The sequence below is a fragment of the Armatimonadota bacterium genome, from assembly GCA_031459855.1.
Lineage (GTDB): Bacteria > Sysuimicrobiota > Sysuimicrobiia > Sysuimicrobiales > Humicultoraceae > Fervidifonticultor > Fervidifonticultor primus.
Window position 1 is genome coordinate 2665180 of the sequence record JAVKHP010000001.1, and the last position, 24242, is coordinate 2689421.

The following is a 24242-nucleotide window of genomic DNA, read 5'->3' on the forward strand; positions in this document are numbered from 1 at the left end:
TCAGGTCAGCCGCGGACCCTGGCCACCGGGCGGGCGGGGTCTGGCGCCGCCGGCGGTGCCGGCTCGGCGGCCGGTCCGCCGCGCACCAGGCCCTTGGCCTCGCGGACACGCCGTTCGATCTCCCGCGCGACCTCGGGGTTGCTCTCGAGGAACTCCCGGGCGTTGTCCCGGCCCTGCCCCAGCCGCAGGTCGCCATAGGTGAACCACGTGCCGGACCGCGTGACGATGCCCAGGGCCGTGGCCACATCGAGCACACTGGCGCTCTTCGAGATCCCCTGCCCGTAGATGATGTCGAACTCGGCGTCGCGGAACGGCGGCGCCAGCTTGTTCTTCACCACCTTGACCCGCGCGCGCATACCGCGGATCTCGTCGCCGCTCTTGAGGTTCTCGATCTTGCGGATCTCCATCCGGATGGACGCGTAGAACTTGAGCGCGCGCCCACCGGTGGTGGTCTCGGGATTCCCGAACATGATGCCGATCTTCTCGCGGATCTGGTTGATGAAGATCACGGTGGTGCGCGACTTGCTGATGGTCCCCACGAGCTTGCGCAGGGCCTGGGACATCAACCGGGCCTGCAGCCCGACGTGCGCGTCGCCCATCTCGCCCTCGAGCTCCGCCTTGGGAACCAGCGCCGCCACCGAGTCGACCACGACGACGTCCACCGCACCGCTGCGCACCAGTGTCTCGGCGATCTCCAGCGCCTGCTCCCCCGAGTCGGGTTGCGAGAGCAGCAGGTTGTCGACGTCGACGCCCACGGCGCGCGCGTAGGCGGGATCCAGCGCGTGCTCGGCGTCGATGAACGCGGCCACCCCGCCTTCCCGCTGGGCTTCGGCGATGATGTGGTAGCCCAGCGTGGTCTTGCCGGACGCCTCCGGACCGTAGATCTCGACCACCCGGCCGCGCGGCACGCCCCCAATGCCCAGGGCGACGTCGAGCGCCAGCGCCCCCGTGGGGATGACCTCGGCCTGTAGCTTGGCGGTCGCCTCGCCCAGGCGCATGATAGACCCCTTCCCGAACTGCTTCTCGATCTGCGAGAGTGCCAGGTCCAGCGCGCGCTGACGCTCGCTGCTCATGTGGCGGCCTCCTTTCCCTGAATCGACGGCCCCCAGGCTATCAAACAAATGTTCGAATGTCAACCCTGTACAATACCGTCTTGTCAGCCGATCCTACTACTGCTTGAGGTCACACCGGGGAAGAGTTCAACTTCTGGCCAAGCGGCACCTCTTCGCGCACCGTGTAGATCGGTCCCTCCGGGGTGAGCTGGCTTTCCATGACGAGGATCTGCGTGACACGCTGCCGCCCGATCCGAACCTCCCGATGCTGCTCGATCGCCCGCACCACGTCGCCCCAGTGACGCTGGTCCTTGAGGCGCGCCAGGGTGACGTGGGGCCGGAATGGGCGAGGGTCGTCCGGGAACCCATGCCGGACCAGGGCCGCCCGCACGGCACCCGCGAGGTGCTCCAGGGCCTCCCCACCTTCCTCGGTGCCGACCCACACGACCTGCGGCCGCTTGGGGCTGGGGAACACGCCCAGACCACCCAGGGCGATCTCGAACGGCGTGACAGCGGCCGCGGCCTCGCGCGCGGCCACCGTGGCCCGCGCCACCTGCGCCAACGTCAGCTCGCCCAGGAACCGCAGCGTCACGTGCAGGTGCTCCGGTCGTACCCAGCGCAGCCGCGCCCCGGCCTGTCGCATGCGCTCCTGACACTCAGCCAGCGCGCGGCGAATCGGAGCGTCCAACGCCACCGCGACGAACGTCCGGTAGAGGCGACCAGACACGGCGTCTACCCGCGCACCAGCGCCAGCCGCAGGAGGTTCAGGGCGGTCTGGGCCGCCAGATGGCGGACGGTACCGCGGGCCAGGTTGGCGCCGAAGCGGACTTCCTCGACGCGGTGTGGGCCGGTCGACGCCAGGGCGACGTACACGAGCCCCACCGGTTTGGCCTCGCTGCCTCCCGATGGCCCCGCGATCCCGGTCACGGCCAGGCCCAGGTCGGCACCGGTGCGGCGCCGGGCACCCTCGGCCATGGCCACGGCCACCGGCGCGCTCACCGCGCCGTGCTCGGCCAGCAACGCGGTCGGCACCTCCAGGTCACGGACCTTCGCCTCGTTGCTGTAGGGCACGTAGCCGGCCAGGAGGAACGCCGAGGCGCCCGGGCGGTCGGCCAGTCTGGCGGTCACCAGGCCGGCGGTGCACGACTCCGCGACCGCGAGGGTCTTGCCTCGCTCGAGCAGGAGCCGGGCGGTGGCCTCCTGCAGCGTCTCGTCGTCCAGCCCGAAGACGGCGTCCCCCAACCGGGCGCGGAGCGCCGCCTCCATCTCGGTCAGCATCGCCTCTACAGCGTCGGGCGCCCCTTTGGCGGTGATGCGCAGGTGCACCTCGCCCAGCTTCGCCAGCGGTGCCACGGTGGGGTTGGTGCCGTGAATGAGATCGCGCACGCGTTCCTCGACCACCGACTCGCCGAGCCCGGCGATCCGCAGCACGCGGGAACGGATCACCACGCCGCCGCTGCGGGCCGCCAGCCAGGGGATCAGGCCGTCGGCCACCAGGCCCTCCATCTCGTGCGGCACGCCCGGAAACAGGAAGAGCGTGCACCCATCGGCGGGGACCATCAGGCCCGGGGCGGTCCCGCGACGGTTGGGAATCACCCGGGCTCCTTGGGGAATCCTCGCCTGCCGAAACACCGCCTCGGGCGGCTGCCGTCGCCGCTGTGCGAAGAACGCGGCGATGTCCCGGGCGACAGCCTCGTCGTAGACCAGCGGGACGCCGAGCACCGCCGCCACGGCCTCGACGGTCAGGTCGTCCTCCGTCGGACCCAGCCCTCCGGTGGTGATCACCAGGTCCGCGCGGCTCAGCGCCAGCCGGAGCGCAGCCTGCAGGCGGTCCAGGTTGTCCCCGACGGTCTGCTTGTAGGGCAGGTCCACTCCGTACGACGCCAGCAGACGGGCCAGGTAGGCGGCATTTGTGTCCGTGATCTGGCCGAGCAACAGCTCGGTCCCAACAGAGATCAACTCGGCGCGCATCGTCGTGGGAATTCGATCAGGTGGGTCAGGGCAGCGGCTCCCTGCCGAACGTGCGGCTGACGACCTCGCCAGGCCGGCCCAGGGGCCCCAGCGGCCGACCGTTGACGACGAGGACCACGGCCGCGGCGTTGCCTACGCGCAGCGTCACGGGCCCGTCGCTCTGCCACCGACGGGTCTCGCCCGCGGTCACGAAGCCCTCGAACAGGCGGCCCGTGGTATTCGATACCAGGATCCACGAGCGGCCAAGCGCCTGCACCTCGATGACCACCCCCTGGTCTGCTGTGGCGCCGGTGTCGGCCGGCTGTTGGACAGCCGGTCGCGCGGCGACACCGGCACCTGATGGCGCGTCACGCCGCGGGCCTGCGGGCGTCGACTGCACCGTGGACGGCACCCCGCCCTCCACGCTCGGCTCGGGGCCGCCGAGTTCACGCAGCTGGTGGCCGAAGTAGGCGACGAACGCGACCACGGCGAGCGCTGCAACCGTCGCAGCGGTGGTGAGCATCCGGCGCGACCGCGACCGGAGCCGGGCGGGCACGAGCGGCGACCGCACCGGATGCCCAAGACCTCCCCCGCGGGGCTGCATGGCGACCCGCACGGCAGCTGCCAGCGCATCACCATCCAAACCCAGTTCGCGCGCCACGGCCCGCACGTACCCGCAGGTGTACGGCGGCGGCGGGAGTTCGTCGAACGCCTCGTCCTCGAGGGCGGCCAGGAAGCGGGCGGAGATCTTCGTGCGTGCATGGAGGTCGGCGAGCGACAGCCCACGCGCGACGCGTGCCGCACGCAGCTGCGCCCCCACTCCCGGTCGATCGTGCATCGGCCCCCTCGATGTCACGGTGCGGAGGTTTCGCACGGCGCCCGCGAATCCCTCCGCTGCGCGTCGCGCTACCGATCGAGCGGCCCCCCGCGCCCCGCCCGCAGCGCGCCACCCCTGGGAGACCTACCGGTCGCCGGCCGGCGGCGTCCGCAGCCGACGCTCGAGCTCGTCGAGGCCGATCAGCACTTCCCGGGGGTTGCTCCCCTGGACGGGCCCCACGATCCCGCGGGCCTCGAGTTCGTCGATGAGCCGGGCGGCGGTCACGTACCCGATGCGCATCTTGCGCTGCAGGAGCGACACCGAGCCGTAGCCGGTGCGCACCACGAGCCGCGCCGCCTCGATCAGGCGCTCGCCGTCGATGCCGTCCTCGCCGCCGGCAGTACGCTGCGCCTCCACCAGGCGTTCGTCGTAGGCCGGGCGCGCCTGCTGGCGCCACCAGTCCACGACCGCGCGGATCTCGGCGTCGGCGATGTAGGCGCCCTGCGCCCGGATCGGACGGCTGGCCCCCAGGGGCAGGAAGAGCATGTCCCCCCGCCCCAGGAGCTTCTCGGCGCCAGCGGTGTCCAGGATCGTCCGACTGTCCACCTGGCTGGACACTGCGAACGCCAGGCGCGACGGGATGTTGGCTTTGATGAGCCCGGTGATCACGTCCACCGACGGGCGCTGGGTCGCCACCACCAGGTGGATCCCGGTGGCGCGGGTCATCTGTGCCAGCCGGCAGATGATGTCCTCGAAGTCGGCGGGCGCGACCATCATCAGGTCGGCGAGCTCGTCGATGATGATGACGATGTAGTACATGGGCGCCACGTCGGTGCGCTGGTTGTACGCCTGGATGTTGCGGGCGCCCACCTCGGCGAAGCGCTCGAACCGCTGCTCCATGATGCGCAGCATGTCCTTCAGGACACTGGCCGCCTGGCGCGGGTTCGTGACGACCGGGGCCAGCAGGTGCGGGATGTCGTTGTAGTCGGTCAGCTCGACCCGCTTGGGGTCGATCATGACGAACCGGACCTGGTGGGGCGTCGCCCGGAAGAGCAGGCTGGCGATCATGGCGTTTAGCATCACCGACTTCCCCGATCCTGTGGCGCCAGCGATCAGCAGATGCGGCATCTCGGCGAGGTCCGCCACGATGACGCCGCCGGCGATGTCCTTGCCGATCCCCACCACCAGGGGCGAAGTGGCCTTCTGGAACAGGTCGGTGTGCAGGATCTCGCGCAGGTGTACCAGGCTCGCCTTCTGGTTGGGGATCTCGATCCCCACCGCCGACTTGCCCGGGATCGGGGCTTCGATGCGCACGCTCTGCGCTGCCAGGTTCAGGGCGATGTCGTTGGTCAGGCTGGTGATCTTCTGGACCTTGACGCCCGGCGCCGGTTGCACCTCGAACCGGGTCACCACGGGCCCGACCTCCCAGTGCACCACCTTCGCCTCCACTCCGAACGACGCCAGGGTGCTCTCCAGGGCCCGGGCGGTCTCGGCCGGGTCCGTGCGAGCCCGCTGGCGCGTGGTGGTGCCGGGGTCGCCCAGCAGGGCCAGCGGGGGCAACCGGTACTCGACGGCCGTCAGGTCCAGATGTTCCTGACGCGATGCGCCGGCCTCGGAGCGACGCCGCCGGGTCTGGCCGCTGGCCACCGCGCGCTCTGCCGTGGTCCCCACCTCCGCGGTGCGAGGTGCGGCGACGGCGCTGCCGGCCTGCGCGTGGGGCTCCGGCTCCGTTTCCAGCGACGTTGCCACGGCGCGCGGTACAGCGGGTTCCGACGGCCCTGCTGCTGTGGCCAGGGCACCTGCGAGCCGGTCCGGCGACGCCACCCGGTACCGGCTGGCCACGCGGGCGAGACGCCCGGCCAGTTCGCGCACCGCCGACGCCGTGCGACGGGCGAGCGTCCAGGTCGCCCGCCCCACCGCCGGGACGAGCCCGTCGATCGCCACGGCGAGGGATCGTCCGGCGTACCGGATACTCCGACCCAGCGCTCGCCCCAGCGCGCGGGTCGCGACCTGAATCGCCCGGCTCGTGGCGGCGAGCACGGTCGCGAGCGTGGCCAGCGTCACCCCGGCCACCAACGCCACCGCCACCGCCGCGCCCAGGCCCACCGCAACCCACCGGCCGGTGGCTCCGAGCGCCCGCTCCAGCGCCCACGCCAGCACGCCCGCGAGCGCGCCCGCCCCCTGCCCACGCAGGCCGGCAGCGAGCACGTCGCCGGCGGTCGTGCGCAGGTGCACGGCCACCAGCACGACGGCCGTGCCCAGCACAAGCCCCGCAACACGCCGCGTCACCCGCGCCCGCGCGCCGGCGGTCAGCAGCACGAGGCCGGCGGCGCCGGCGTAGACGGGCAGCAGGGGAGCCGCGCGCCCCAACAGTACGCGCTGCCCGCGCGCCAGCAACGCCGCCATGCCCGCGGCGTCGGGCAGGAAGGACAGGGCCAGCACCGCTGCTGCCGCCAGCAGCGTGAGCCCTGCTGCGGCCGCGCGATCCGAGGAGTGACGCCGACGTCCAGCCGCCATGGTGGGCTACCGCACAGCTGCCAGCACCGCGAGGCCCACCGCCCAGCAGTAGACGCCGAACCACGCCAGGCGGCGGCGCTGCACCAGATGCATTAACCAGGCGATGGCCGCCATGCCCACCACGGTGGCCACGGTGAATCCGGCCACCAGGTCCGCCAGCCTGATCCCGGTGCCTGCAAGGCGCGGCAGGTCCTTGAGCGAGAAGAGCGACGCGCCCAGGATCGCGGGCACCGCCATCAGGAACGAGAGCCGCGCCGCCTCTGCCCGATGCAGCCCCAGCGCCAGGCCGGCGACGATCGTGACCCCCGACCGCGAGATGCCGGGCACGATGGCGATCGCCTGGGCCACGCCCAGGGCCACGCCGTCCAGCGGCGTGGCGTCGGTCAGCCCGCGTCGGCCGCGTTCGCGCTGCCAGAACAGGATCGCGCCGGTGGCCAGCAACTGCAGCGCGGCGCCACGCACCGAGGTGAACAGACGTTCCAGGGGTGCCTCGAACGCCAGGCCGATGGCGGCGGTCACGGCCGTCGCGACGACGACCGCAACGGCTGGCGCCGCGTAGGGATCGGCGCGCCGCGCCACCCACGCCATGGCGCCCCGTGCCAGCCGCCCGAGGTCCCTGCGGAAGAGGATCACCGCCGCTGCGGCGGTACCCAGGTGCAGCACCGCCTCGAGCACGAGTCCGGGTCGCGCGACGCCCAGGAAGTACTCGGCGAACAGCAGGTGCGCCGTGCTGCTGACCGGCAGGTACTCGGTCAGCCCCTGGACCAGGCCGAGGACGACGAGGTTGAGCACGTGCGCGCTCCTGCGGATACCAGGTCGATGTGGTCCGACGTCATTGCGTCCACGGACGCCGTCCTATCGTACGTCTGTTCGCCCCTTGCGTCAATGCCCCTTGAGCGCCACCCGCATACTCGTCGGGACGTGGCGCACGCTGGATCACACCGGTGTGGGCACCAGGTCCAGGGACCGCAGCACAGTGCGGATCTGCTCCTCCTCCTTGGGCGTCACGTCCACGAGCGGAAGCCGGGGCTTGCCGCAGTCGAACCCCACGAGCCGCAGCGCCGCCTTGACCGGCACCGGGTTGGTGGTGATGAACAGCACCTTGAACAGCGGGAACAGCCGCCGGTGGAGTCGCAGGGCCTCGGCCACCTGGCCGGCGAAGTAGGCGCGGATCATCTGCTGGATCTCGGCCGCCACGAGGTGCCCCGCGACGCTCACCACCCCCACCGCGCCCACCGCCAGCTTGGGGAGCGTCAGGCTGTCGTCGCCGCTGTAGATCGCGAAGCGCTCGGGGGTCTTGATGCGGATCTCGGACACCTGATCCAGGCTGCCGGCCGCCTCCTTGACCGCGACGATGTTGGGGACCTCCGCCAGCCGCGCGATGGTGTCGGGGGTGCAGTTGACCGCGGTCCGCCCCGGGATGTTGTACAGCATCACGGGCAACGGCGTGCTCTCGGCGATGGCGCGGAAGTGCGCGTAGAGGCCCTCCTGCGACGGCCGGTTGTAGTAGGGGTTCACCAGGAGCAGCCCGTCGCATCCCGCGCGCGCCGCCTCCTGGGACAGGTGGATCGAGTGGGCCGTGTCGTAGGTGCCGGTGCCCGCGATCACCCTGGCCCGATCGCCCACGGCCTCCTTGACGGTGTGGAACAGCCGGATCTTCTCCGCGTCGGAGAGCGTGGGCGACTCGCCGGTGGTGCCGGCGACCACCAGCCCGTCGTTGCCGGCCTCGATCAGCCGGCGGGCCAGCTGCGCGGCCCTGGCATAGTCCACCGCGCCGCTGGCGTCGAAGGGCGTGACCATGGCGGTGACGACGTGTCCAAACGGCCCCATCCTGGGTCCCTCCTCGACGTGGTCTCGGGCGCCTACCGCGTGCTCACCCCCGCGCGCGGGCGCAGGGAGCCTGCGGCCACCAGCGCTTCGGCGATCTGCACCGCGTTGGTGGCCGACCCCTTCCGCAAGTTGTCGGCGCAGACGACGAGCCGGAGGCCATGCGGGTCGACGCGGTCGGGCCGGACGAGCCCGACGTAGACCGCATCCCGCCCTGCGGCCAGCAGCGGGGTGGGGAATCGGCCGGCGGCAGGATCGTCGACGACCTCCACCCCGGGGAACGCGGCCAGCACCGCACGGGCAGCCTCCGGGGACAGCGGGCGTCCCAGTGTCACGTGCACGACCAGGGTGTGGCCCACCAGAACCGGCACGCGCAGCGTGGTGACGGTCAACGGCACCGCAACACCCAGCATCTTGTGGGTTTCGGCAACGATCTTGGCCTCTTCCTCGGTGTCGCCGTCGGGCTGCCACCTCCACTGCGGACGGACGTTGAACGCCAGCGGCGCGTCGTCGGCAGCGGTCGCGATGCGCGCCAGGTCCCCGTCTGCGAGCGCGTCGGGGATCTCCAGCAGGCGCTGCGTCTGCGCCAACAGGGTCCGGACGTTCTCGATGCCACCGCCGGAGACCGACTGGTAGGTGGCCACGTGGACGCGCCGCAGCCCCGCGGCGACGTCCAGGGGCTTCAGCGCCATCACGAGCGCCACGGCGCAGCAGTTGGGGTTGGCGATGACGCCGGCGTGCGACCGCAGGGCATCGCCGTTCACCTCGGGCACGACCAGCGGGACCCGCGGGTCGAGCCGCCAGGTCGAGGAGTTGTCGATCGCCACCCCCCCGCGCGCCGCCACCTCCCAGGCGTAGCGGCGGCTGGCGTCGTCGCCGCCTGCGAACAGCACCAGGTCGTGCTCCAGGACGTCGTCGCCGGTCACCTCGACGGGCACCTGTGCCTCCCCGAACGGCACGGTGGATCCGGCCGACCGGGCGGTGGCGAACAACCGCAGGTGCTGCATGGGGAAACGCCGCTCGGCCAGCACCCTGACCATCGTGCGCCCGACCATCCCGGTCGCCCCCACCACTGCCACACGCAGGCCTCCGGTCACCGTCTCTCCACCCCCGTCCTGTCGCCCCTCCTGTTGGCTGTGCCTCCGCGCAAGACCTCGCGGGAGGGCGCGAGGCTTTGCCCACTACCCTAGCGCAAATCCAGCAGGTGCTCCAGCCCGTACACCAACCCCTCGAGGGCCCTGACCCGTCGGATGGCCAGGAGCAGTCCGGGCATGAACGACTCCTCGCTCAGCGAGTCGTGGCGCAACGTCAACACCTGCCCCGGCCCGCCGAAGAGCACCTCCTGGTGGGCGTTCAGCCCGGGGAGCCGCACGCTGTGCACCCGCACGCCGTCGGCCACACCGCCCCGGGCACCGCGCACCAGCTCCTCCTCCGCCACCGCCGGTGCCGGCGCCGCCGTTCGCACCTCGGCGATGAGCCGCGCCGTCTTCAGCGCCGTGCCCGACGGCGCATCGCGTTTGCGATCGTGGTGGAGCTCGACGATCTCCACGTGCGGGAAGAACCGGCTGGCGATCCGCGCGAACTCCATCAGGAGCACCGCGCCCAGGGCGAAGTTCGGCGCGACGACCGCGCCCGTCTTGCGCGCAGCGGCCAGTGCCCCCAGCGCCTCGAGCTCCGCAGCGCCGACCCCGGTGCTGCCCACCACGGGCCGGACGCCCCGCGCGAGCGCCTCACGGGCGTGGACCGCGGCGGGCGCCCCGGGCGCGAACACGACGAGCACCTCGGGCGCTGCGGCCCACACGGCGTCGAGGTCGGCCACGATGGGGACGCCCGCGGTCCCCGCGCCGGCCACCTCACCCGCATCGCGCCCCACCGCCTGCTGTCGGCCGAGAGCAGCCACCAGCTGTAGATCGGGCTCGCGCAGAATGGCTCGAACGCTGGCCCGCCCCATCCGTCCTGCCGCGCCGCTGACGGCGACCCGCACCGGTCCGTCGCCCACGCTCCTCAATCCTCCCGGTGGGACATTCGACGCGCCCGGGCGTTTCTCCTCAGGGGCCATGTCTGGGTGTCGACCACGGGTACCGCCGGGGATGCGAACCCGTCGTGGCCGCGCGTGATGCTGGGACGCTGCGATCCACGGCACGGCCGCGGCGGCACCGTAGCGTCCCGCGCCATGCGGCCGTCCCGTACGACGAGGCGAGCTGCAGGCTTGGGGGCGTGTCAGCCGGCTGCGGTGGCCACCGGGGCCGGTGCCGTCTTCGGCAGCAGGCCCAGGCACCGCGAGAACGTGCTCTCCAGACGCGCGCCGAGCCCGTCGTGCGTCGCCAGCGGGCCGATGGCGGCCATCGCCATCTGGTCCGCCGTGAAGATGTCGCGGGCCAGGCGCCGGATCGCCTCGGGGGTGACGGCATCGATCTTCTGGATCAGCTCGTCCATGGTGAACTGCCGCCCGTGGTAGAGCTCGGACCGCGCCAGCTTGCTCATCCGGCTGCCGGTGCTCTCCAGGTTCAGCAGCACGTTGCCCTTGAGGGACTCCTTGGCGCGCGCCACCTCGTCGTCGCGCAGGGTATCGGCCAGCCTGGCGATCTCCTCCAGGATCAGCTGCACCACCGCCGGTCCGGCCTCCGGGCTCATGGCAGCGTAGACGACGAACAGCCCGCCCTCGCGGTACGCCGGCGCGTACGAGGCGATGGTGTAGACCAGCCCGCGCTTCTCCCGGATCTCGTAGAACAGCCGGCTGGACATCCCGCTGCCCAGGACGTTGTCGAGCACCTCCAGGGCGTACAGCTCGTCGTCGGCCTGTGCCCGCCCCCGGGTGGCCAGGCACAGATGCACCTGCTCCACGTCCTTGGCGCGCAGGCTGATGGTCGGTTCCAGGGTGGGAATCCAGGTGGGCTGCGGCGCCGTGCGCCCGTCCCACCCGCCGAGGAACCGCTCCAGGAGCGCCACCACCGCGTCGTGGCGGACATCGCCGGCCACGCTGATCACCGTGTTGTCGGGCCGGTACCGCTCCTCCATGTACCGAAGGAAGTCCGCACGCCCCAGGCGCTGCACCGTGTGCCGCGTCCCGATCACGGGCCGGCCCAACGGGTGCCCGTTCCAGATCGTCTGGACGATCAGGTCCTGGACGAGATCGTCGGGGGAGTCCTCGTAGGTCTTGATCTCCTCGATGATGACCTGCCGCTCCCGCTCGATCGCGTCCGGGTCCAACGCCGAGTTCAGCAACATGTCGGCCATCAACTCGACCACTTCGGGCAGGTGGGTGGACAGCACCTTGACGTAGAAGCAGGTGTGCTCCCGGTCCGTGAAGGCGTTCATCTGCCCGCCCAGGGCGTCCACGGCCTGGGCGAGCTCGAGCGCCGTGCGCCGCCCGGTGCCCTTGAACAGCAGGTGCTCCAGGAAGTGGGAGATCCCGTGCACCCGCGCGTCCTCGTAGCGGGACCCCGTGGCGACCCAGATGCCCAGGGAGGCGGTCCGAACCGCGGGCATCGTCTCGGTGAGCACCCGAATCCCGTTGGAGAGTACCGACTTCGCCACCAGCTCCATGGCCGCTGCCTCCGTCAGGTACCGTGGGCGGCGCCAGGGCGCCGCTGTGCCTACGTGTCGGCCCGGCGGTGCGCGCGCGACCCACCGCGGCGCGCCGGGCGTCCCTCACGGCGCCCGCCGCCCGGCCGGGCGCGGGCGCCGGCCTCCGCGGGCTGCGGCTCCTCCTCCGCAACCTCAGGCGGCCCGCCGGGCATGCCGCGCCGGGTCAGGTTGATCCGCCCCAGGCTGTCGATCTCCTTGACCCGGACCTCCATCTCGTCGCCCACCTTCACGACGTCCTCCAGCCGCGTGCCGCGCTCGGCCAGCTCCGAGATGTGCACGAGGCCCTCCTTGCCGGGGAGCACCTCCACGAACGCGCCGAAGTTCATCAGCCGCGTGATGCGGCCCCGGTAGGTCTCGCCCACCTGCACCTCGCGCACGATCCCCTCGATCATCTGCATGGCCCGGCGCGCGCCGTCTTCGTTGACCGCGGCGATGGTCACGCGGCCATCCTGTTCGATGTCGATCTTGGTGCCCGTCTCGGCGGTGATCTTGTTGATCACCTTGCCGCCCGGCCCGATAACGTCCCGGATCTTGTCGGGGTTGATCTGGAGGGTGAAGATGCGCGGCGCGTGCGCCGAGAGCTGGGCCCGCGGCGCCGGCAGGACGCGCTCCATCAGGTCCAGGATGGTCATCCGGGCCTCCCGCGCCTGCCGCAGGGCGTCCGCCAGGATCTGGCGGGAGAGCCCGTGGATCTTGATGTCCATCTGCAGGGCGGTGACGCCGCGCCGGGTCCCGGCGACCTTGAAGTCCATGTCGCCCATGGCGTCCTCCATGCCCAGGATGTCGGTGAGGACCTCGTACCGCCCGTCGGGGCCGGTGACGAGCCCCATGGCGATCCCGGCCACGGGCGCACGCAGCGGCACGCCCGCGTCCATCAGCGACAACGTGGACCCGCACACCGACGCCATGGACGTGCTCCCGTTGGACTCGAGCACCTCGGAGACCACGCGGATGGTGTAGGGGAACACGTCCTCCGGCGGGATCATCGGCTCCAGGGCGCGCTCCGCCAGAGCCCCGTGGCCGATCTCCCGGCGACCCGGACTGCGCAGGGGCCGCACCTCGCCCACGGAGAACGGCGGGAACCAGTAGTGGTGCATGAACCGCTTGGCCTCGAGGATTCCGATGTCGTCCAGGCGCTGTTCGTCCTCGCCGGTCCCCAGGGTCGTGATGGACAACACCTGCGTCTGCCCCCGCTGGAACAGCGCCGAGCCGTGGGTCCGCGGCAGCAGGCCCACGGCGATCGAGATGGGGCGGATCTCGTCGGGGCGGCGGCCATCCGGCCGGACGCGCTCCTCGAGGATGCGCCGCCGCACTTCCTCCTTCGTCAGCGCGGTGACGATCTCGCCGATCTGCCCCACATGGTCGGGAAACTCGTCGGCCAGCCTGCTCCTGACGTCAACCTCCACGGCCCGCAGGGCGTCCTCCCGGGCCAGCTTCTCAGGCTGCGCCAGCGCGGCGCGCACCAGCGGCAGGGCAGCGTCCCGTACGGCGGCTTCCACCTCCGCGGGCGGGACGGCGGCGAAGATCGCCGCCCGACGCGGCTTCCCGGCCCGCGCGGCCAGGTCCCGCTGCGCGGCGATGATCTTCCGGATCTCGCCGTGGGCCAGCTCGAACGCATCGAGCAGCCGCTCTTCGGGCACCTCGTCGGCGCCGGCCTCCACCATGAGGATCGCGTCCTCGGTTCCGGCCACCACGAGATCCAGGGCGCTCTGCTCCTCGATCTGCCGCAGCGTGGGGTTGATCACCAGCCGGCCGTCGATGAGCCCCACGCGCACGGCGCCCACCGGCCCGTCCCACGGGATGCCCGAGAGCAGGAGCGCAGCCGAGGCGCCGTTGACGGCGGCCACCCCCGGGTCGTGCTCCTGGTCGGTGGACAGCACCGTGGCGATGACCTGCACGTCGTTGCGCATGCCCTTGGGGAACAGGGGGCGCAACGGCCGGTCCATCAGGCGGGCCGTCAGGATAGCGCGTTCCCCCGGCCGGCCCTCGCGCTTGAAGAACCCACCCGGGATCTTCCCGGCGGCGTACATCCGCTCCTCGAAGTCGCAGGTCAGCGGGAAGAAGTCGATCCCTTCCCGTGCCTGCTCCGCCATGGTGGCGGCGACGAGCACCACGGTCTCGCCGTGGGTGACGGTGACGGCGCCGCCGGCCTGCCGGGCGAGCACCCCGGTCTCGAACACCAGGCGCTCCCCGCCGACCTCGACCTCGGCGCGCTGTGCGTGCATTGCCTGCTCCATCATCGACCTGTCAGTCCTTCCCTATCCTCGATCGTTGTGCCCGAGCCATCGCGGCGGCGCGGCGCCGCGCCCGCATGGCGTCTAGCGCCGGAGCCCCAGGTCCTCCACCACCCGCCGGTAAGCCTCCAGGTCCGTGCGCTCCAGGTACGCCAGCAGTCGTCGCCGCTGCCCGACCATCTTCAGCAGGCCGCGGCGAGAGTGGAAGTCCTTGGGATGCGCCTTGAGGTGCTCCGCAAGCTGCGTGATGCGTTCCGTGAGCAGCGCGATCTGCACTTCCGGCGACCCGGTGTCGTCCGCATGCCGCGCGTACTTGCCGACGATCCTCTTCTTGGCCTCTCCTGTCAGCATGGCCCTCCTCCACGCCGGCGCTCCGGCACTGATGATGCCGCCCGCGGCCGAGGGGTCGTTGGAGGCACGACGTCCCCAGCTGGGGCCATCGCTCATCGTAGCACCCCCAGGGGACCGTAGTAAACCTGGCGTGGCAATTCTATTCAATAGAAGTCCATTATTATGGATTTTAGTATAAAGCTAAACTTGATGAATATTGACTGTGTTGGTGCTCGACAGAATTGCCCTGGCGCGTTCAACATCCAGGTCGATCTGACGGCGAAGCGCCTCCACGTCGGGGAAGTGCATCTCTGCGCGGAGACGTTCCACGAAGGCGACCTCCAGGTCATGGCCGTACAGGTCGCGCTCTACGTCGAGGAGGTGGGCCTCGACGCCCTCCGTACCGCCACCGAACGTCGGCCGCACGCCGACGTTCACCGCGGCCATCACGGTCTCCTCGCCGACGGTGGCGTAGGCGGCGTACACGCCCCGGGCCGGGACGACCTTCTCCCGCGGCACGTCGAGGTTTGCCGTCGGGACCCCGAGCCGTCGGCCGCGGCCCTCGCCCGCCACGACCACCCCGCGTACGCTATACCACCGGCCCAGCCATCGGGCCGCCCCGCGCACGTCGCCTGCCCGCAGCAGCGTCCGTATCCCCGAACTGCTGATCGGGACGCCGTCCTGCTCGACCAGCGGCACGATGGTCACCGCCACCCCGTGCGCCGCGCCCCACGCCCGCAGGAACTCCGCCGTGCCCTCCCGATGGCGACCGAAAGTATGGGTCGTGGACGTGACGAGATGGCGCGGCCCAACGTGGCGACGCAAGCGCTCCAGCCACGCGCTGGCATCCAGGCTGCGCAGCTCCTCGTCGAACCGAACCACCAGCGCGACGTCCACGCCCGCGCGGGCGAACAGCCGCAGGCGTTCCTCGAGCGTCGTCAGCAGGAACGGCTCCCGTGGACCTGCCAGCACGACCAACGGATGCGGGTCGAACGTCGTGGCCACGGCCACGCCGCCGTCCGCTGCAGCAGCGGTTCGCAGCGCCGCGAGCACGGCCTGGTGGCCCCGGTGCACGCCGTCGAAGGTCCCCAGGGCCAGGGCGACCGGTCGGTCCGACGGCTCGAACGCTTCCAGACCGTAGACGACCTTCACGCGCCCGGCGTCCCCCGTAGCACCCGAAACGGCCGCAGGCGACCCGCCTCGATCCTGCCCAGGGCCACCAGCCCCCGGGCGTCGCGCAGGCGGATGGGGCGGCCGGGCGGCAGCCGTGTCCACCCCGGCACATGCACCAGGAGCAGCGGCCGGCCCTGGAGCACCTGCTGCCGCTGCGCGGGCGTGAGATCCACCGCGGGCAGGTCGCCCAGCGCCTCGTCGGCGGAGACGAGCAGCGGGTGCAGGCTGCCGGCCGCCACGGCCTCCGCGATCTCCTCCAGCGTCAGGCTTCCATCGATCGCGAAGCGTCCCGATCGGGTACGCAGCACGAACGACGCGTGGGCAGGCACGCCCACGTGCTGCCCCAGGTCCCGCGCCAGCGCTCGGATGTACGTCCCCTTGGAACACTCGATCTGGACCAGGGCCCGGGCTCGCGGTCCCGGGGTGAACGCCAGGAGGCGGCACTCGGTGATCTCGACCTGTCGGGGCGCCACCTCCACGTGCTCCCCGCGCCGGGCGTGCTCGTACAGCCGGCGCCCGCCCCGGTGGATAGCGGAGACCAGCGGCGGCGTCTGCGCGATCACGCCGACGAACGCCCCGAGCGCGGCCTCGACGGCCTCCCGGTCCAGCCGGGAGGCGTCCGCCTCGGCGACGACGGTCCCATAGGCGTCGCCCGAGTCCGTCGCCAGCCCGAACGTGAACTCGGCCCGGTAGCCCTTGTCCCGTTCGGTGAGGAGGTCGGCGATGCGCGTGGCCCGCCCCAGACAGAGGACCAGGACCCCGCAGGCGCCGGGGTCGAGCGTGCCGGTGTGGCCGATCCGCCGCTGGCCGGTCAACCGGCGGAGGGCATCCACCACGTCATGGGAGGTCATGCCCGGCGGCTTCAGGACGTTGAGGACGCCGTGGTAGAGCTCGATCGGCGGCCTAGCCCGCATCGGGGCATGCCTCCGCGAGTTCGGCCGCCACCGCCGCGAGCACCTGGTGCCGTGCCGCCTCCAGCGGGAGGGAGAGCTGCGCGCCGGCGGCTGCGGCATGCCCGCCTCCGCCCATCCGCGCAGCGACGCGATCGGCGCGCACGCCGTCACGCGCACGGAAGGACACGTGCACCCTCCCCTCGCGCTCCTCCAGCACGACGGCCAGGCGGACGCCGGCGATGGTGCGCAGGGCAGCCGCAATGCCGGTTGCCTCGTCGGCGCCAAGGCCGGCCGCTGCGCGCATGGCCGCCGTCACCACCGTGGTCGCCACGGCCCCGCCACAGTGCAGCTCGCAGGCCGCCAGCGCGGCACCCAGGAGGCGGACGGCGCCCACCGGCTGCTCCTCGTAGACCCGCCGCACGATCTGCCCGAGGTCGGCCCCTCGGTCGATGAGGTCCGCGGCCAGCCGCAGCACTCGCGGGGTGGTGTTCGCGTACCGGAACACGCCCGTGTCGGTGGCCACTGCTGTGAGGAGCGCCTGCGCCATGCCCGCGTCGAGCGATACCCCCAGGCAGCCGATGAGGTCCGCCACCTGCTCTCCCACGGCCGCAGCCGACGGGTCCCAGTCGAGCAGATGGGCGTACCTGTCGACGTCGGCGTGGTGGTCGATGGCGACGATCGTGGCCGCCCGGGTCACCGCCCCGGCCAGCCCGCCGGCGCGCTGGAGCGAACCGCACTCGAGGGTCACCGCCACGTCGGGGCGCCAGTCCTCGGGCACCATGGTCACGACGCGTTCCGCACCGGGCAGGAAGCGCAGGGCCGCAGGCACGGGATCCGGGCAGGCCACCACCACCTCGCGGTCCGGGGCGTGCAGCGCGTGTGCCAGCGCCAGGGCCGCCCCCAGGCAGTCACCGTCGGGCCCCTCGTGGCAGACCAGCAGTGTGCGTTTGCTACGGGCGAGAACCCGAGCGATCGTCGCCCGGAGGGTCACGGGGCGTCTCCTCCGCCAGTTCCCGCAGCAGCGCGCTGATACGCGCCCCGCGCTCGATGGACGGATCCAGCCGGAAGGCGATCTCCGGGACCAGGCGGATGCCCAGCCGCGGCCCCAGCAGCGACCGGACGTGCCCGGTGGCGTGCTCGAGGCCTTCCATGGTGCGTCGCTTGGCGTCGTCGTCGCCCAGGACGCTGACGAAGATCCGTGCATGCCGCAGATCCGGGCTCACCTCCACGTCGGTCACCGAGACGAACCCGATGCGGGGATCGTTGAGGGTCCGGATGATCTCGCTGACCTCGCTGCGAATGACCTCGGCCAGCCGTGTCGCACGCGCATGGGTCATGGGTGGGCGCGCCCCCTATCGGATCTCGACCTGGTAGTCCACGAGCACCACCTCGCCCTGGTGTTCCACGAACCGGTGGACCTCCGCCAGGATCTGGTGGGCGTGCCGGGAGGAGGTGCTCACGCAGGCGAACGCCACCACGGCCCGCGTCCAGGCGTCGTGGTGATCCACCTCGGCAGCCGAGACCCGGAACCGGTGCTGGGCGCGTTCCACCAGGCTCTTGACGAGCCGGCGCTTGTCCTTCAGGCCCCTGGCGCCGGGCAGGCTCAGCTCGGCACGGGCCACGCCAACGACGATCGCCACGCCTCCTCGCCCGCCGACCCGGACCAGACCCCGCGCCGCCCCGGCGCCTCCGGCGGCCCGGGGGGTGAGGCCGCCCGGTCTGCCGTCCCTACGCGGGGACCTGCTGGACCTCGAAGGCCTCGATGAGGTCGCCTTCCTTGATGTCGTTGAACCGCTCGAGTCCGACGCCGCACTCGAACCCCTCGGTCACCTCGCGCACGTCGTCCTTGAAGCGTCGCAGCGAGGCGATCCGCCCCTGGTAGACCACGGCACCGTCCCGGATCAGGCGCGCCTGCGCGCCGCGTACCAGCCGGCCTGTCGTCACGTAGGAGCCAGCCACGGTCCCCACGCGGGAGATCACGAACACCTTGCGCACCTCGGCCTGCCCCAGGGTCACCTCCTGCTCGCGAGGTGCCAGCAGGCCGCGCTGCAGCTGCGCCAGATCGTCGAGCACTTCGTAGATCAGCCGGTGGAGCCGGAGGTCGACCCTGGCCTCCTCCGCCATCCGGCGCACCTGCGCTTCGGGCCGGACGTTGAACCCCACGACCACCGCCTTGCTGGCCGCAGCCAGCATGACATCCGACTCGGTGACGTTGCCGACGCCGGCGTGGAGCACCGTCAGCGCCACCTCCGGGGTCGAGAGCCGGCCCACCGCTGCGGTCAGCGCTTCCACCGAGCCATGGGTGTCGGCCTTGATGATCAGCCGGAGTTCCTTGGGGCCACCGGCGGCCTCCTCGGCCGCCACAGTCGGACGCGCGGCCTGCTCGGCGGCACGCCGGCGTTCCCGCCGCTCTTCGGCGATGGCCTTGGCCATCCGCTCGTCCCGCACCACTTCCAGCAGGTCGCCCGCTGTCGGCACCTCGTCGAGCCCCACGACCTCCACCGGAACCGATGGCGTGGCGGCATCCACGCGCTGGCCCCGGGCGTCCACCATAGCCCGCACGCGGCCGGCGATCTCGTTGACCACCACGGCGTCGCCCACGCGCAGCGTCCCCTCTTGGACGATGACGGTCGCCACCGGGCCGCGGCCCCGGTCCAGCCTGGCCTCGATCACGGTCCCCCGGGCCGGACGGTCGACCTCGGCCCGCAGGTCCTGGAGCTCGGCGACCAACAGAATCATCTCCAAGAGCTGGTCGATCCCGGTGCGCTGGCGCGCCGAAACCGGCACCATGATCACGTCGCCGCCCCACTCTTCGGGGACGAGACCCAGCTCGGCCAGCTGCTGCTTCACCCGGTCCGGGTTGGCCTGGGGCAGATCGATCTTGTTGATGGCGACGATGATGGGCACGCCCGCGGCCCGGGCATGGTTGAGCGCCTCGACCGTCTGGGGCATGACCCCGTCGTCGGCCGCCACCACCAGCACCACGATGTCGGTCACCTGCGCGCCCCGGGCGCGCAGCGCCGTGAACGCCTCGTGCCCCGGCGTGTCGATGAACACGATCCGCCGCCCGTCCGCAGTCTCGACGATGGACGCGCCGATGTGCTGGGTGATGCCGCCGAACTCACCCTCGGCGACCCGGGTACGGCGGATGGCGTCCAACAGCGACGTCTTGCCGTGGTCCACGTGGCCCATCACCGTGACGACCGGCGGACGGGGCGGCGCCGTCTCCCCCGCCGTGACCGCCAGCCGCTGGATCCTGGGCGCGGACGGTTCGACCGGGGCCGCGGCGGGCCGACGCACCGTGGTGCCGAACGACTCGGCCACCTTGTGAGCAAGCTCGAGCGGCACCTGCTGGTTGACGCCGGCCAGCACGCCGTGGTCCAGCAGGCGTCGCACGACCTCGCCCGTCTGGACCTGCAGCCGGGCCGCCAGCTCTGCCACCGTGACCGGGCCGCTCAGCTCGATCTCGGCAGCCGCCACCGGCGGCGCCTCGACCTGGGTCTCTTCTGGCCGCAGCGGACGGCGCCGACGCGGCGGACGCCTCAGATAGGGCCGCGGCGGCTCCGGGCGCGTCGCCGGCCGGGGCTCTGCCGCCGGCTTGCGCCGCTCCGGCGCGCGCGGCGGTGCCGGCCTGGCCTCGGGCACCACCGGCGGCAGCACGGTGACGTCCAGCAGTTCGCGGGCAGGCGCCTCGCGCGTGGCGTCGCGACGGGGCGGCTTCACGGGCTGGATACGCATGCCCTCGGGTGGCCCTTCGGGCCGCGGCTTGTCCCGCCGTGGCTCCGTCGTCGGCGCCGTGGGAGCCGCCGGCGCCGCGGCTGGTGCAGGGGCAGCGGCGGGAGGCGCGGGAGGCGCCGCAGCCTGCGGCGGCGCCGCTGCCGGCGCGGGAGACGGCGGCGCGCCCACCGGTGCCTGTGCTGCCGGGCGGACGACGACCCGGGGTGGTGCCTCGGTGGCCGGACGCAGGTCCGCGACGGGCGCGGGCTCGGGAGGCGCGGCTGGCGCGGTGATCTTGCGAACACCCAGGATGCGCTCGCCGGTGGGCGTGCGGGCGTCGATCTTCGGCTCGGGCGCCGGCGGCGGGGGGGCCACAGGGGTGGGGACGGCCTTCTTCCCCTTCGGCCGTGTGGCGGCCACGTGGAGGCGCACCCGCTCCTCCTGTGCGACGGTCAGGCTGCTGCTGTGGCTCTTGACCGCGATCTTCAGGAGCGCCAGGATCTCCATCATCTCCTTGGTCGCAAGCCCCAGCTCTTTGGCCAGCTCGTACACCCGCATCGCTGCCTCCTACTGCGCGCCCGGCGTCCGCGCCCGTTGCGCCTGCGCCACTGCGACTCGCAGCGCCGCCGTCACGTCCTCGGGAATGGGCACCTCGAGGGCACGCTGCAAACGCCCGTCGCGCACCGCAGACTCGGCACAGGCCTCCGACGGGCAGACGTACGCGCCGCGGCCCGCGACCTTCCCGGTGGCGTCCACCCGCACCTCACCGGTCGGCGTGCGCACCACGCGGAGCAACTCGCGCTTGGGCCGGACTTGCCGGCAGGTCACGCACTGGCGCTGGGGCACATGGCGCACTCTGGGCATCGACACCCTCGTCTAGCTGGCCTGCTCCTCGCGTCCGCTGCCCGTGGCCGCCGCCTCCGCCTGCGCGGCCTGTGCCGGGGGCGCCGCCATCTCGTCCTCGGGCAGATCGATGAAGATCTTCTGCGCCTCGATCTCCTTGATCTGCGACTCGCTCTTGATGTCGATCCGCCATCCCGTGAGCTTGGCCGCCAGGCGGGCGTTCTGCCCCTCGCGCCCGATCGCCAGCGACAGCTGGTGGTCGGGCACGACCACCAGGGCCGTCTTGGTCGGCTCCTGGATCTCCACCCGCACGACCTTGGCCGGGCTCAGCGCCGCGGCCACGAACTGTGCGGCGTCCGGGCTCCAGGCCACGATGTCGATCTTCTCGCCCCGCAGTTCGTCCACGATGGCCTGGACCCGAGACCCCTTGGGTCCCACGCACGCGCCCACCGCGTCCACGTTCCGATCGCGGGAAGCCACGGCGATCTTGCTCCGGGTACCGGCTTCCCGCGCAATGGCCTTGAGCTCGACGATGCCCTCGTAGACTTCGGGGACCTCCAGCTCGAACAGGCGCTTGAGCAGCCCGGGGTGGGTTCGCGACACCACGATCTGCGGCCCGCGGGTGCCCTGGCGTACCTCCACCACGTAGGCCTTGACCCGCTCGCCCTGCCGGTAGGACTCCCGCGGGATCTGCTCCGGGGGCGGCAGGACCGCCTCGATGCGCCCCAGGTCCAGGTAGACGTTCTTCCGCTCGATGCGCTGGACGATGCCGGTGACGATGTCCCCTTCGCGATCGCGAAACTCCTTGTACACGAGCTCGCGCTCCGCCTCCCGCAGACGCTGCACCACCACCTGCTTGGCGGTCTGCGCCGCGATGCGGCCGAAGTCCTTGGGCGTCACCTCCACCTCGACCATGTCGCCCACCTGGGCACTGGGATCCCACTCCCGCACCTGGGCCAGGGCGATCTGGGTCGTCGGGTCCTCCACGTGCTCCACCACGGTGCGCACCTGGTAGGCCCGCATCTCGCCGGTGGCGCGGTCCATCTCGATCCGCATGTTCTGGGCGGTCGACCCAAAGTTCTTCTTGTAGGCCGACAGCAGTGCCGCCTCGATCGCCTCGATGATGACATCCTTGCTGATGCCTCGTTCTTCCTCGAGTTGCTCGAGGGCCCGCAGCAGCTCGACGTTCATGACCCCGCACGTCCTCCCCGCTCGAAGTCCTCCCGCAGGTCCTCCATCTCCACCACCAGCCGCGCCGCCACCACGGCTGCCAGGGGCAGCCGCACGCGCCCGACGTCGGCGTCCAGGACCACGTCACTCCCTTCCAGGCCCACCAGATGCCCGCGCCACCGCCGGCGCCCCCCGATGGGCTCCCGGGTCGTCACGTCGACCTTGCGCCCGGCGAACCGGGTGAAGTCGGCCTCGCTGCGCAGCGGCCGATCCAGCCCCGGCGACGCCACCTCCAGCGTGTAGGCGTGCGGGATGGGATCGTGCAGGTCGAGCGCGCGGCTCAGTTCCTCGGAGACGCGCGCGCAGTCCTCCACCGAGACCGCCGTGGCCCCCTCGACGAAGACGCGCACCACGGTCCGGCGCCCCTCGCCGAGCACGTCCACGCCGACCAGGGTGAGGCCGTGCCGGGCGGCCACTGCAGCCGCCAGCGCCTCCACCTGGGCCGTCCACGCCGGCCCCCGCGTCGTCATCCCCGGCATCGCCTCGTCCCCCACAAAAAACGAGCGGGCTCACACACCCACTCGCACGCACCACACGCCGGCGGCTCGCACACGCCGGCCCCTTGATGCTACCGAAGCGATGGTACCACAGGGACCCCCGCGGGGCAAGCGGTCGCGCTCGGGCCCGCATCGGGCTCGGGCCCGCACACGCGGCGCAAGAGCCAACCACCGGGCGCTCACCCGTATCGCGCGCCCGGGGTGCGACCCGGGCGAGACCGGCTGCATGGCCGACGTGCCGGCTACGGGTACAGCCGGTTGAGCAGCCGGGGAAACGGCACGGCCTCGCGCACGTGGTCCAGCCGGCACAGCCAGGCGACCGTCCGCTCGATGCCGATGCCGAAGCCCGAATGCGGGACGGAGCCGTAGCGGCGCAGGTCGAGGTACCACCGGTACGTCTCCTCGGGCAACCCGTGCTCGGCCAGCCGCTGCCGCAGGAGCGCCAGGTCGTGAATGCGCTGCCCGCCACCGATGATCTCCCCGTACCCTTCCGGCGCCAGCAGATCGGCGCCCAGCACCACCTCGGGCCGCGCAGGGTCGGGCTGCATGTAGAACGCCTTGCACTGCACGGGGAAGCGGTGCACGAATACCGGTCGGTCGAACGCCTGGCTGATGACGGTCTCCTCGTCGCCCCCGAGGTCCTCGCCCCAGGCCACCGGCTTGCCGTGGGCCGCCAGCAGGGCCAGCGCCTCGTCGTAGGAGATCCGCGGGAACGGCGGCACCACGCGCTCCAGCGGCGCCGGATCGCGTTCCAGCACCCCCAGCTCGCGGCGGCACCGCTCGAGCACCCGCGCGACGACGAACGCCACGAACTCCTCGGCCAGCGCCAGGTACTCGTCGAACTCCATGAACGCCGCTTCCGGCTCCAGCATCCAGAACTCGACCAGATGGCGGCGGGTCTTGCTCTTCTCGGCCCGGAACGTCGGGCCGAAGCAGTAGACGCGGCCGAACGCCATGGCCGCCGCCTCGTTGTAGAGCTGGCCCGACTGCGTGAGGTACGCTGTGCCCAGGTCGAAGTACTGCGTGGCAAACAGGGTGGTGGTGCCCTCGACCGCCGCGGGCGTGAGGATCGGGGCGTCCACCCGGAGAAACCCATGGTCGTCCAGGTAGTCGGTCATGGCCCGGATCACCGTGGCGCGCACCCGCTGGATGGCGTGCTGGCGGCGGCTGCGCAGCCAGAGGTGCCGGTGGTCCATGAGGAACTCGATGCCGTGCGCCTTGGGCGTGATCGGGTAGTCCTCGGCTTCGTGCACCACGTGCAGGTCGGTGGCGGCCAGCTCCACACCGCCCGGCGCGCGGCGGTCGGCGCGCACGCGCCCGGTGACGACGAGACTGCTCTCCAGCGGCAGCCGGTCGGCGGCGGCGAACACCGCGTCGGGGACGTCCTGTTTGCTCATCACGACCTGGACGATGCCCGTCCCGTCGCGGACCAGCAGGAAGTGGATCTTGCCGCTGCTGCGCCGGTTGGCCAGCCACCCGCGCACCGTCACCTCGTGGTCCAGGTGGCGCGGCAGGGCCTCCACGACGACCGCGGGCGCCCGGGTCACCACGGACCGCCTCCAGGAACCGGCGGC

22 protein-coding genes are annotated in these 24242 nt (G+C 72.1%); all 22 read right to left on the reverse strand.

What is annotated here, in order from left to right; translation table 11 throughout:
* Positions 1-5 precede the first annotated feature (5 nt).
* On the reverse strand, positions 6-1073 hold the full coding sequence (recA, locus tag QN157_12210) for a recombinase RecA (protein ID MDR7556353.1): 1068 nt from the start codon (positions 1071-1073) through the stop codon (positions 6-8).
* Between the two features lie 109 nt (positions 1074-1182).
* Entirely contained in the window at positions 1183-1779 is a 597-nt protein-coding gene (thpR, locus tag QN157_12215; GenBank protein ID MDR7556354.1) for an RNA 2',3'-cyclic phosphodiesterase, read from the reverse strand.
* A 5-nt stretch (positions 1780-1784) separates the two neighbouring features.
* Positions 1785-3023, reverse strand: a complete 1239-nt coding sequence (locus QN157_12220) for a competence/damage-inducible protein A (protein ID MDR7556355.1) — start codon at positions 3021-3023, stop codon at positions 1785-1787.
* A 25-nt stretch (positions 3024-3048) separates the two neighbouring features.
* Positions 3049-3840: a helix-turn-helix domain-containing protein gene (locus tag QN157_12225; GenBank protein MDR7556356.1), complete on the reverse strand. Its 792-nt coding sequence runs from the start codon at positions 3838-3840 to the stop codon at positions 3049-3051.
* A gap of 123 nt (positions 3841-3963) precedes the next feature.
* A complete protein-coding gene (locus QN157_12230) occupies positions 3964-6336 on the reverse strand; it encodes a DNA translocase FtsK (GenBank protein ID MDR7556357.1) in 2373 nt (790 codons plus the stop codon).
* A 6-nt stretch (positions 6337-6342) separates the two neighbouring features.
* A complete protein-coding gene (locus QN157_12235) occupies positions 6343-7128 on the reverse strand; it encodes an undecaprenyl-diphosphate phosphatase (protein ID MDR7556358.1) in 786 nt (261 codons plus the stop codon).
* A gap of 144 nt (positions 7129-7272) precedes the next feature.
* The gene (gene dapA / locus QN157_12240; GenBank protein ID MDR7556359.1) at positions 7273-8166 is read right to left on the reverse strand and encodes a 4-hydroxy-tetrahydrodipicolinate synthase; all 894 of its coding nucleotides are present in this window, start codon (positions 8164-8166) and stop codon (positions 7273-7275) included.
* 32 nt (positions 8167-8198) lie between these two features.
* On the reverse strand, positions 8199-9260 hold the full coding sequence (locus QN157_12245) for an aspartate-semialdehyde dehydrogenase (GenBank protein MDR7556360.1): 1062 nt from the start codon (positions 9258-9260) through the stop codon (positions 8199-8201).
* A gap of 89 nt (positions 9261-9349) precedes the next feature.
* Positions 9350-10162: a 4-hydroxy-tetrahydrodipicolinate reductase gene (gene dapB, locus QN157_12250; GenBank protein ID MDR7556361.1), complete on the reverse strand. Its 813-nt coding sequence runs from the start codon at positions 10160-10162 to the stop codon at positions 9350-9352.
* Between the two features lie 221 nt (positions 10163-10383).
* Positions 10384-11709 (reverse strand): pitrilysin family protein, encoded by a 1326-nt coding sequence (locus QN157_12255; protein ID MDR7556362.1) that lies wholly within the window; start codon positions 11707-11709, stop codon positions 10384-10386.
* A 50-nt stretch (positions 11710-11759) separates the two neighbouring features.
* Complete coding sequence (locus QN157_12260) at positions 11760-13991, reverse strand: polyribonucleotide nucleotidyltransferase (GenBank protein MDR7556363.1); 2232 nt, start codon at positions 13989-13991, stop codon at positions 11760-11762.
* Positions 13992-14069: 78 nt separating this feature from the next.
* Positions 14070-14336 (reverse strand): 30S ribosomal protein S15, encoded by a 267-nt coding sequence (gene rpsO / locus QN157_12265; GenBank protein MDR7556364.1) that lies wholly within the window; start codon positions 14334-14336, stop codon positions 14070-14072.
* A gap of 180 nt (positions 14337-14516) precedes the next feature.
* Positions 14517-15467, reverse strand: coding sequence for a bifunctional riboflavin kinase/FAD synthetase (locus QN157_12270; protein MDR7556365.1), 951 nt, complete (start codon positions 15465-15467; stop codon positions 14517-14519).
* Positions 15464-16402, reverse strand: a complete 939-nt coding sequence (truB, locus tag QN157_12275) for a tRNA pseudouridine(55) synthase TruB (GenBank protein MDR7556366.1) — start codon at positions 16400-16402, stop codon at positions 15464-15466. The genes QN157_12270 and truB overlap by 4 nt, the downstream gene beginning before the upstream one ends.
* Entirely contained in the window at positions 16392-17372 is a 981-nt protein-coding gene (locus tag QN157_12280; protein ID MDR7556367.1) for a DHH family phosphoesterase, read from the reverse strand. The genes truB and QN157_12280 overlap by 11 nt, the downstream gene beginning before the upstream one ends.
* Positions 17332-17718, reverse strand: a complete 387-nt coding sequence (gene rbfA / locus QN157_12285; protein ID MDR7556368.1) for a 30S ribosome-binding factor RbfA — start codon at positions 17716-17718, stop codon at positions 17332-17334. The genes QN157_12280 and rbfA overlap by 41 nt, the downstream gene beginning before the upstream one ends.
* A 15-nt stretch (positions 17719-17733) precedes the next feature.
* Positions 17734-18021 (reverse strand): DUF503 domain-containing protein, encoded by a 288-nt coding sequence (locus QN157_12290; GenBank protein MDR7556369.1) that lies wholly within the window; start codon positions 18019-18021, stop codon positions 17734-17736.
* 88 nt (positions 18022-18109) lie between these two features.
* Entirely contained in the window at positions 18110-20656 is a 2547-nt protein-coding gene (gene infB / locus QN157_12295) for a translation initiation factor IF-2 (protein ID MDR7556370.1), read from the reverse strand.
* Between the two features lie 9 nt (positions 20657-20665).
* The gene (locus QN157_12300; GenBank protein ID MDR7556371.1) at positions 20666-20962 is read right to left on the reverse strand and encodes a YlxR family protein; all 297 of its coding nucleotides are present in this window, start codon (positions 20960-20962) and stop codon (positions 20666-20668) included.
* A 12-nt stretch (positions 20963-20974) separates the two neighbouring features.
* Positions 20975-22132: a transcription termination factor NusA gene (nusA, locus tag QN157_12305; protein ID MDR7556372.1), complete on the reverse strand. Its 1158-nt coding sequence runs from the start codon at positions 22130-22132 to the stop codon at positions 20975-20977.
* Positions 22129-22641, reverse strand: coding sequence for a ribosome maturation factor RimP (gene rimP, locus QN157_12310; protein MDR7556373.1), 513 nt, complete (start codon positions 22639-22641; stop codon positions 22129-22131). Before rimP ends, nusA begins: the two co-directional genes overlap by 4 nt.
* Before the next feature lie 269 nt (positions 22642-22910).
* Entirely contained in the window at positions 22911-24215 is a 1305-nt protein-coding gene (asnS, locus tag QN157_12315) for an asparagine--tRNA ligase (GenBank protein ID MDR7556374.1), read from the reverse strand.
* Positions 24216-24242: the final 27 nt, after the last annotated feature.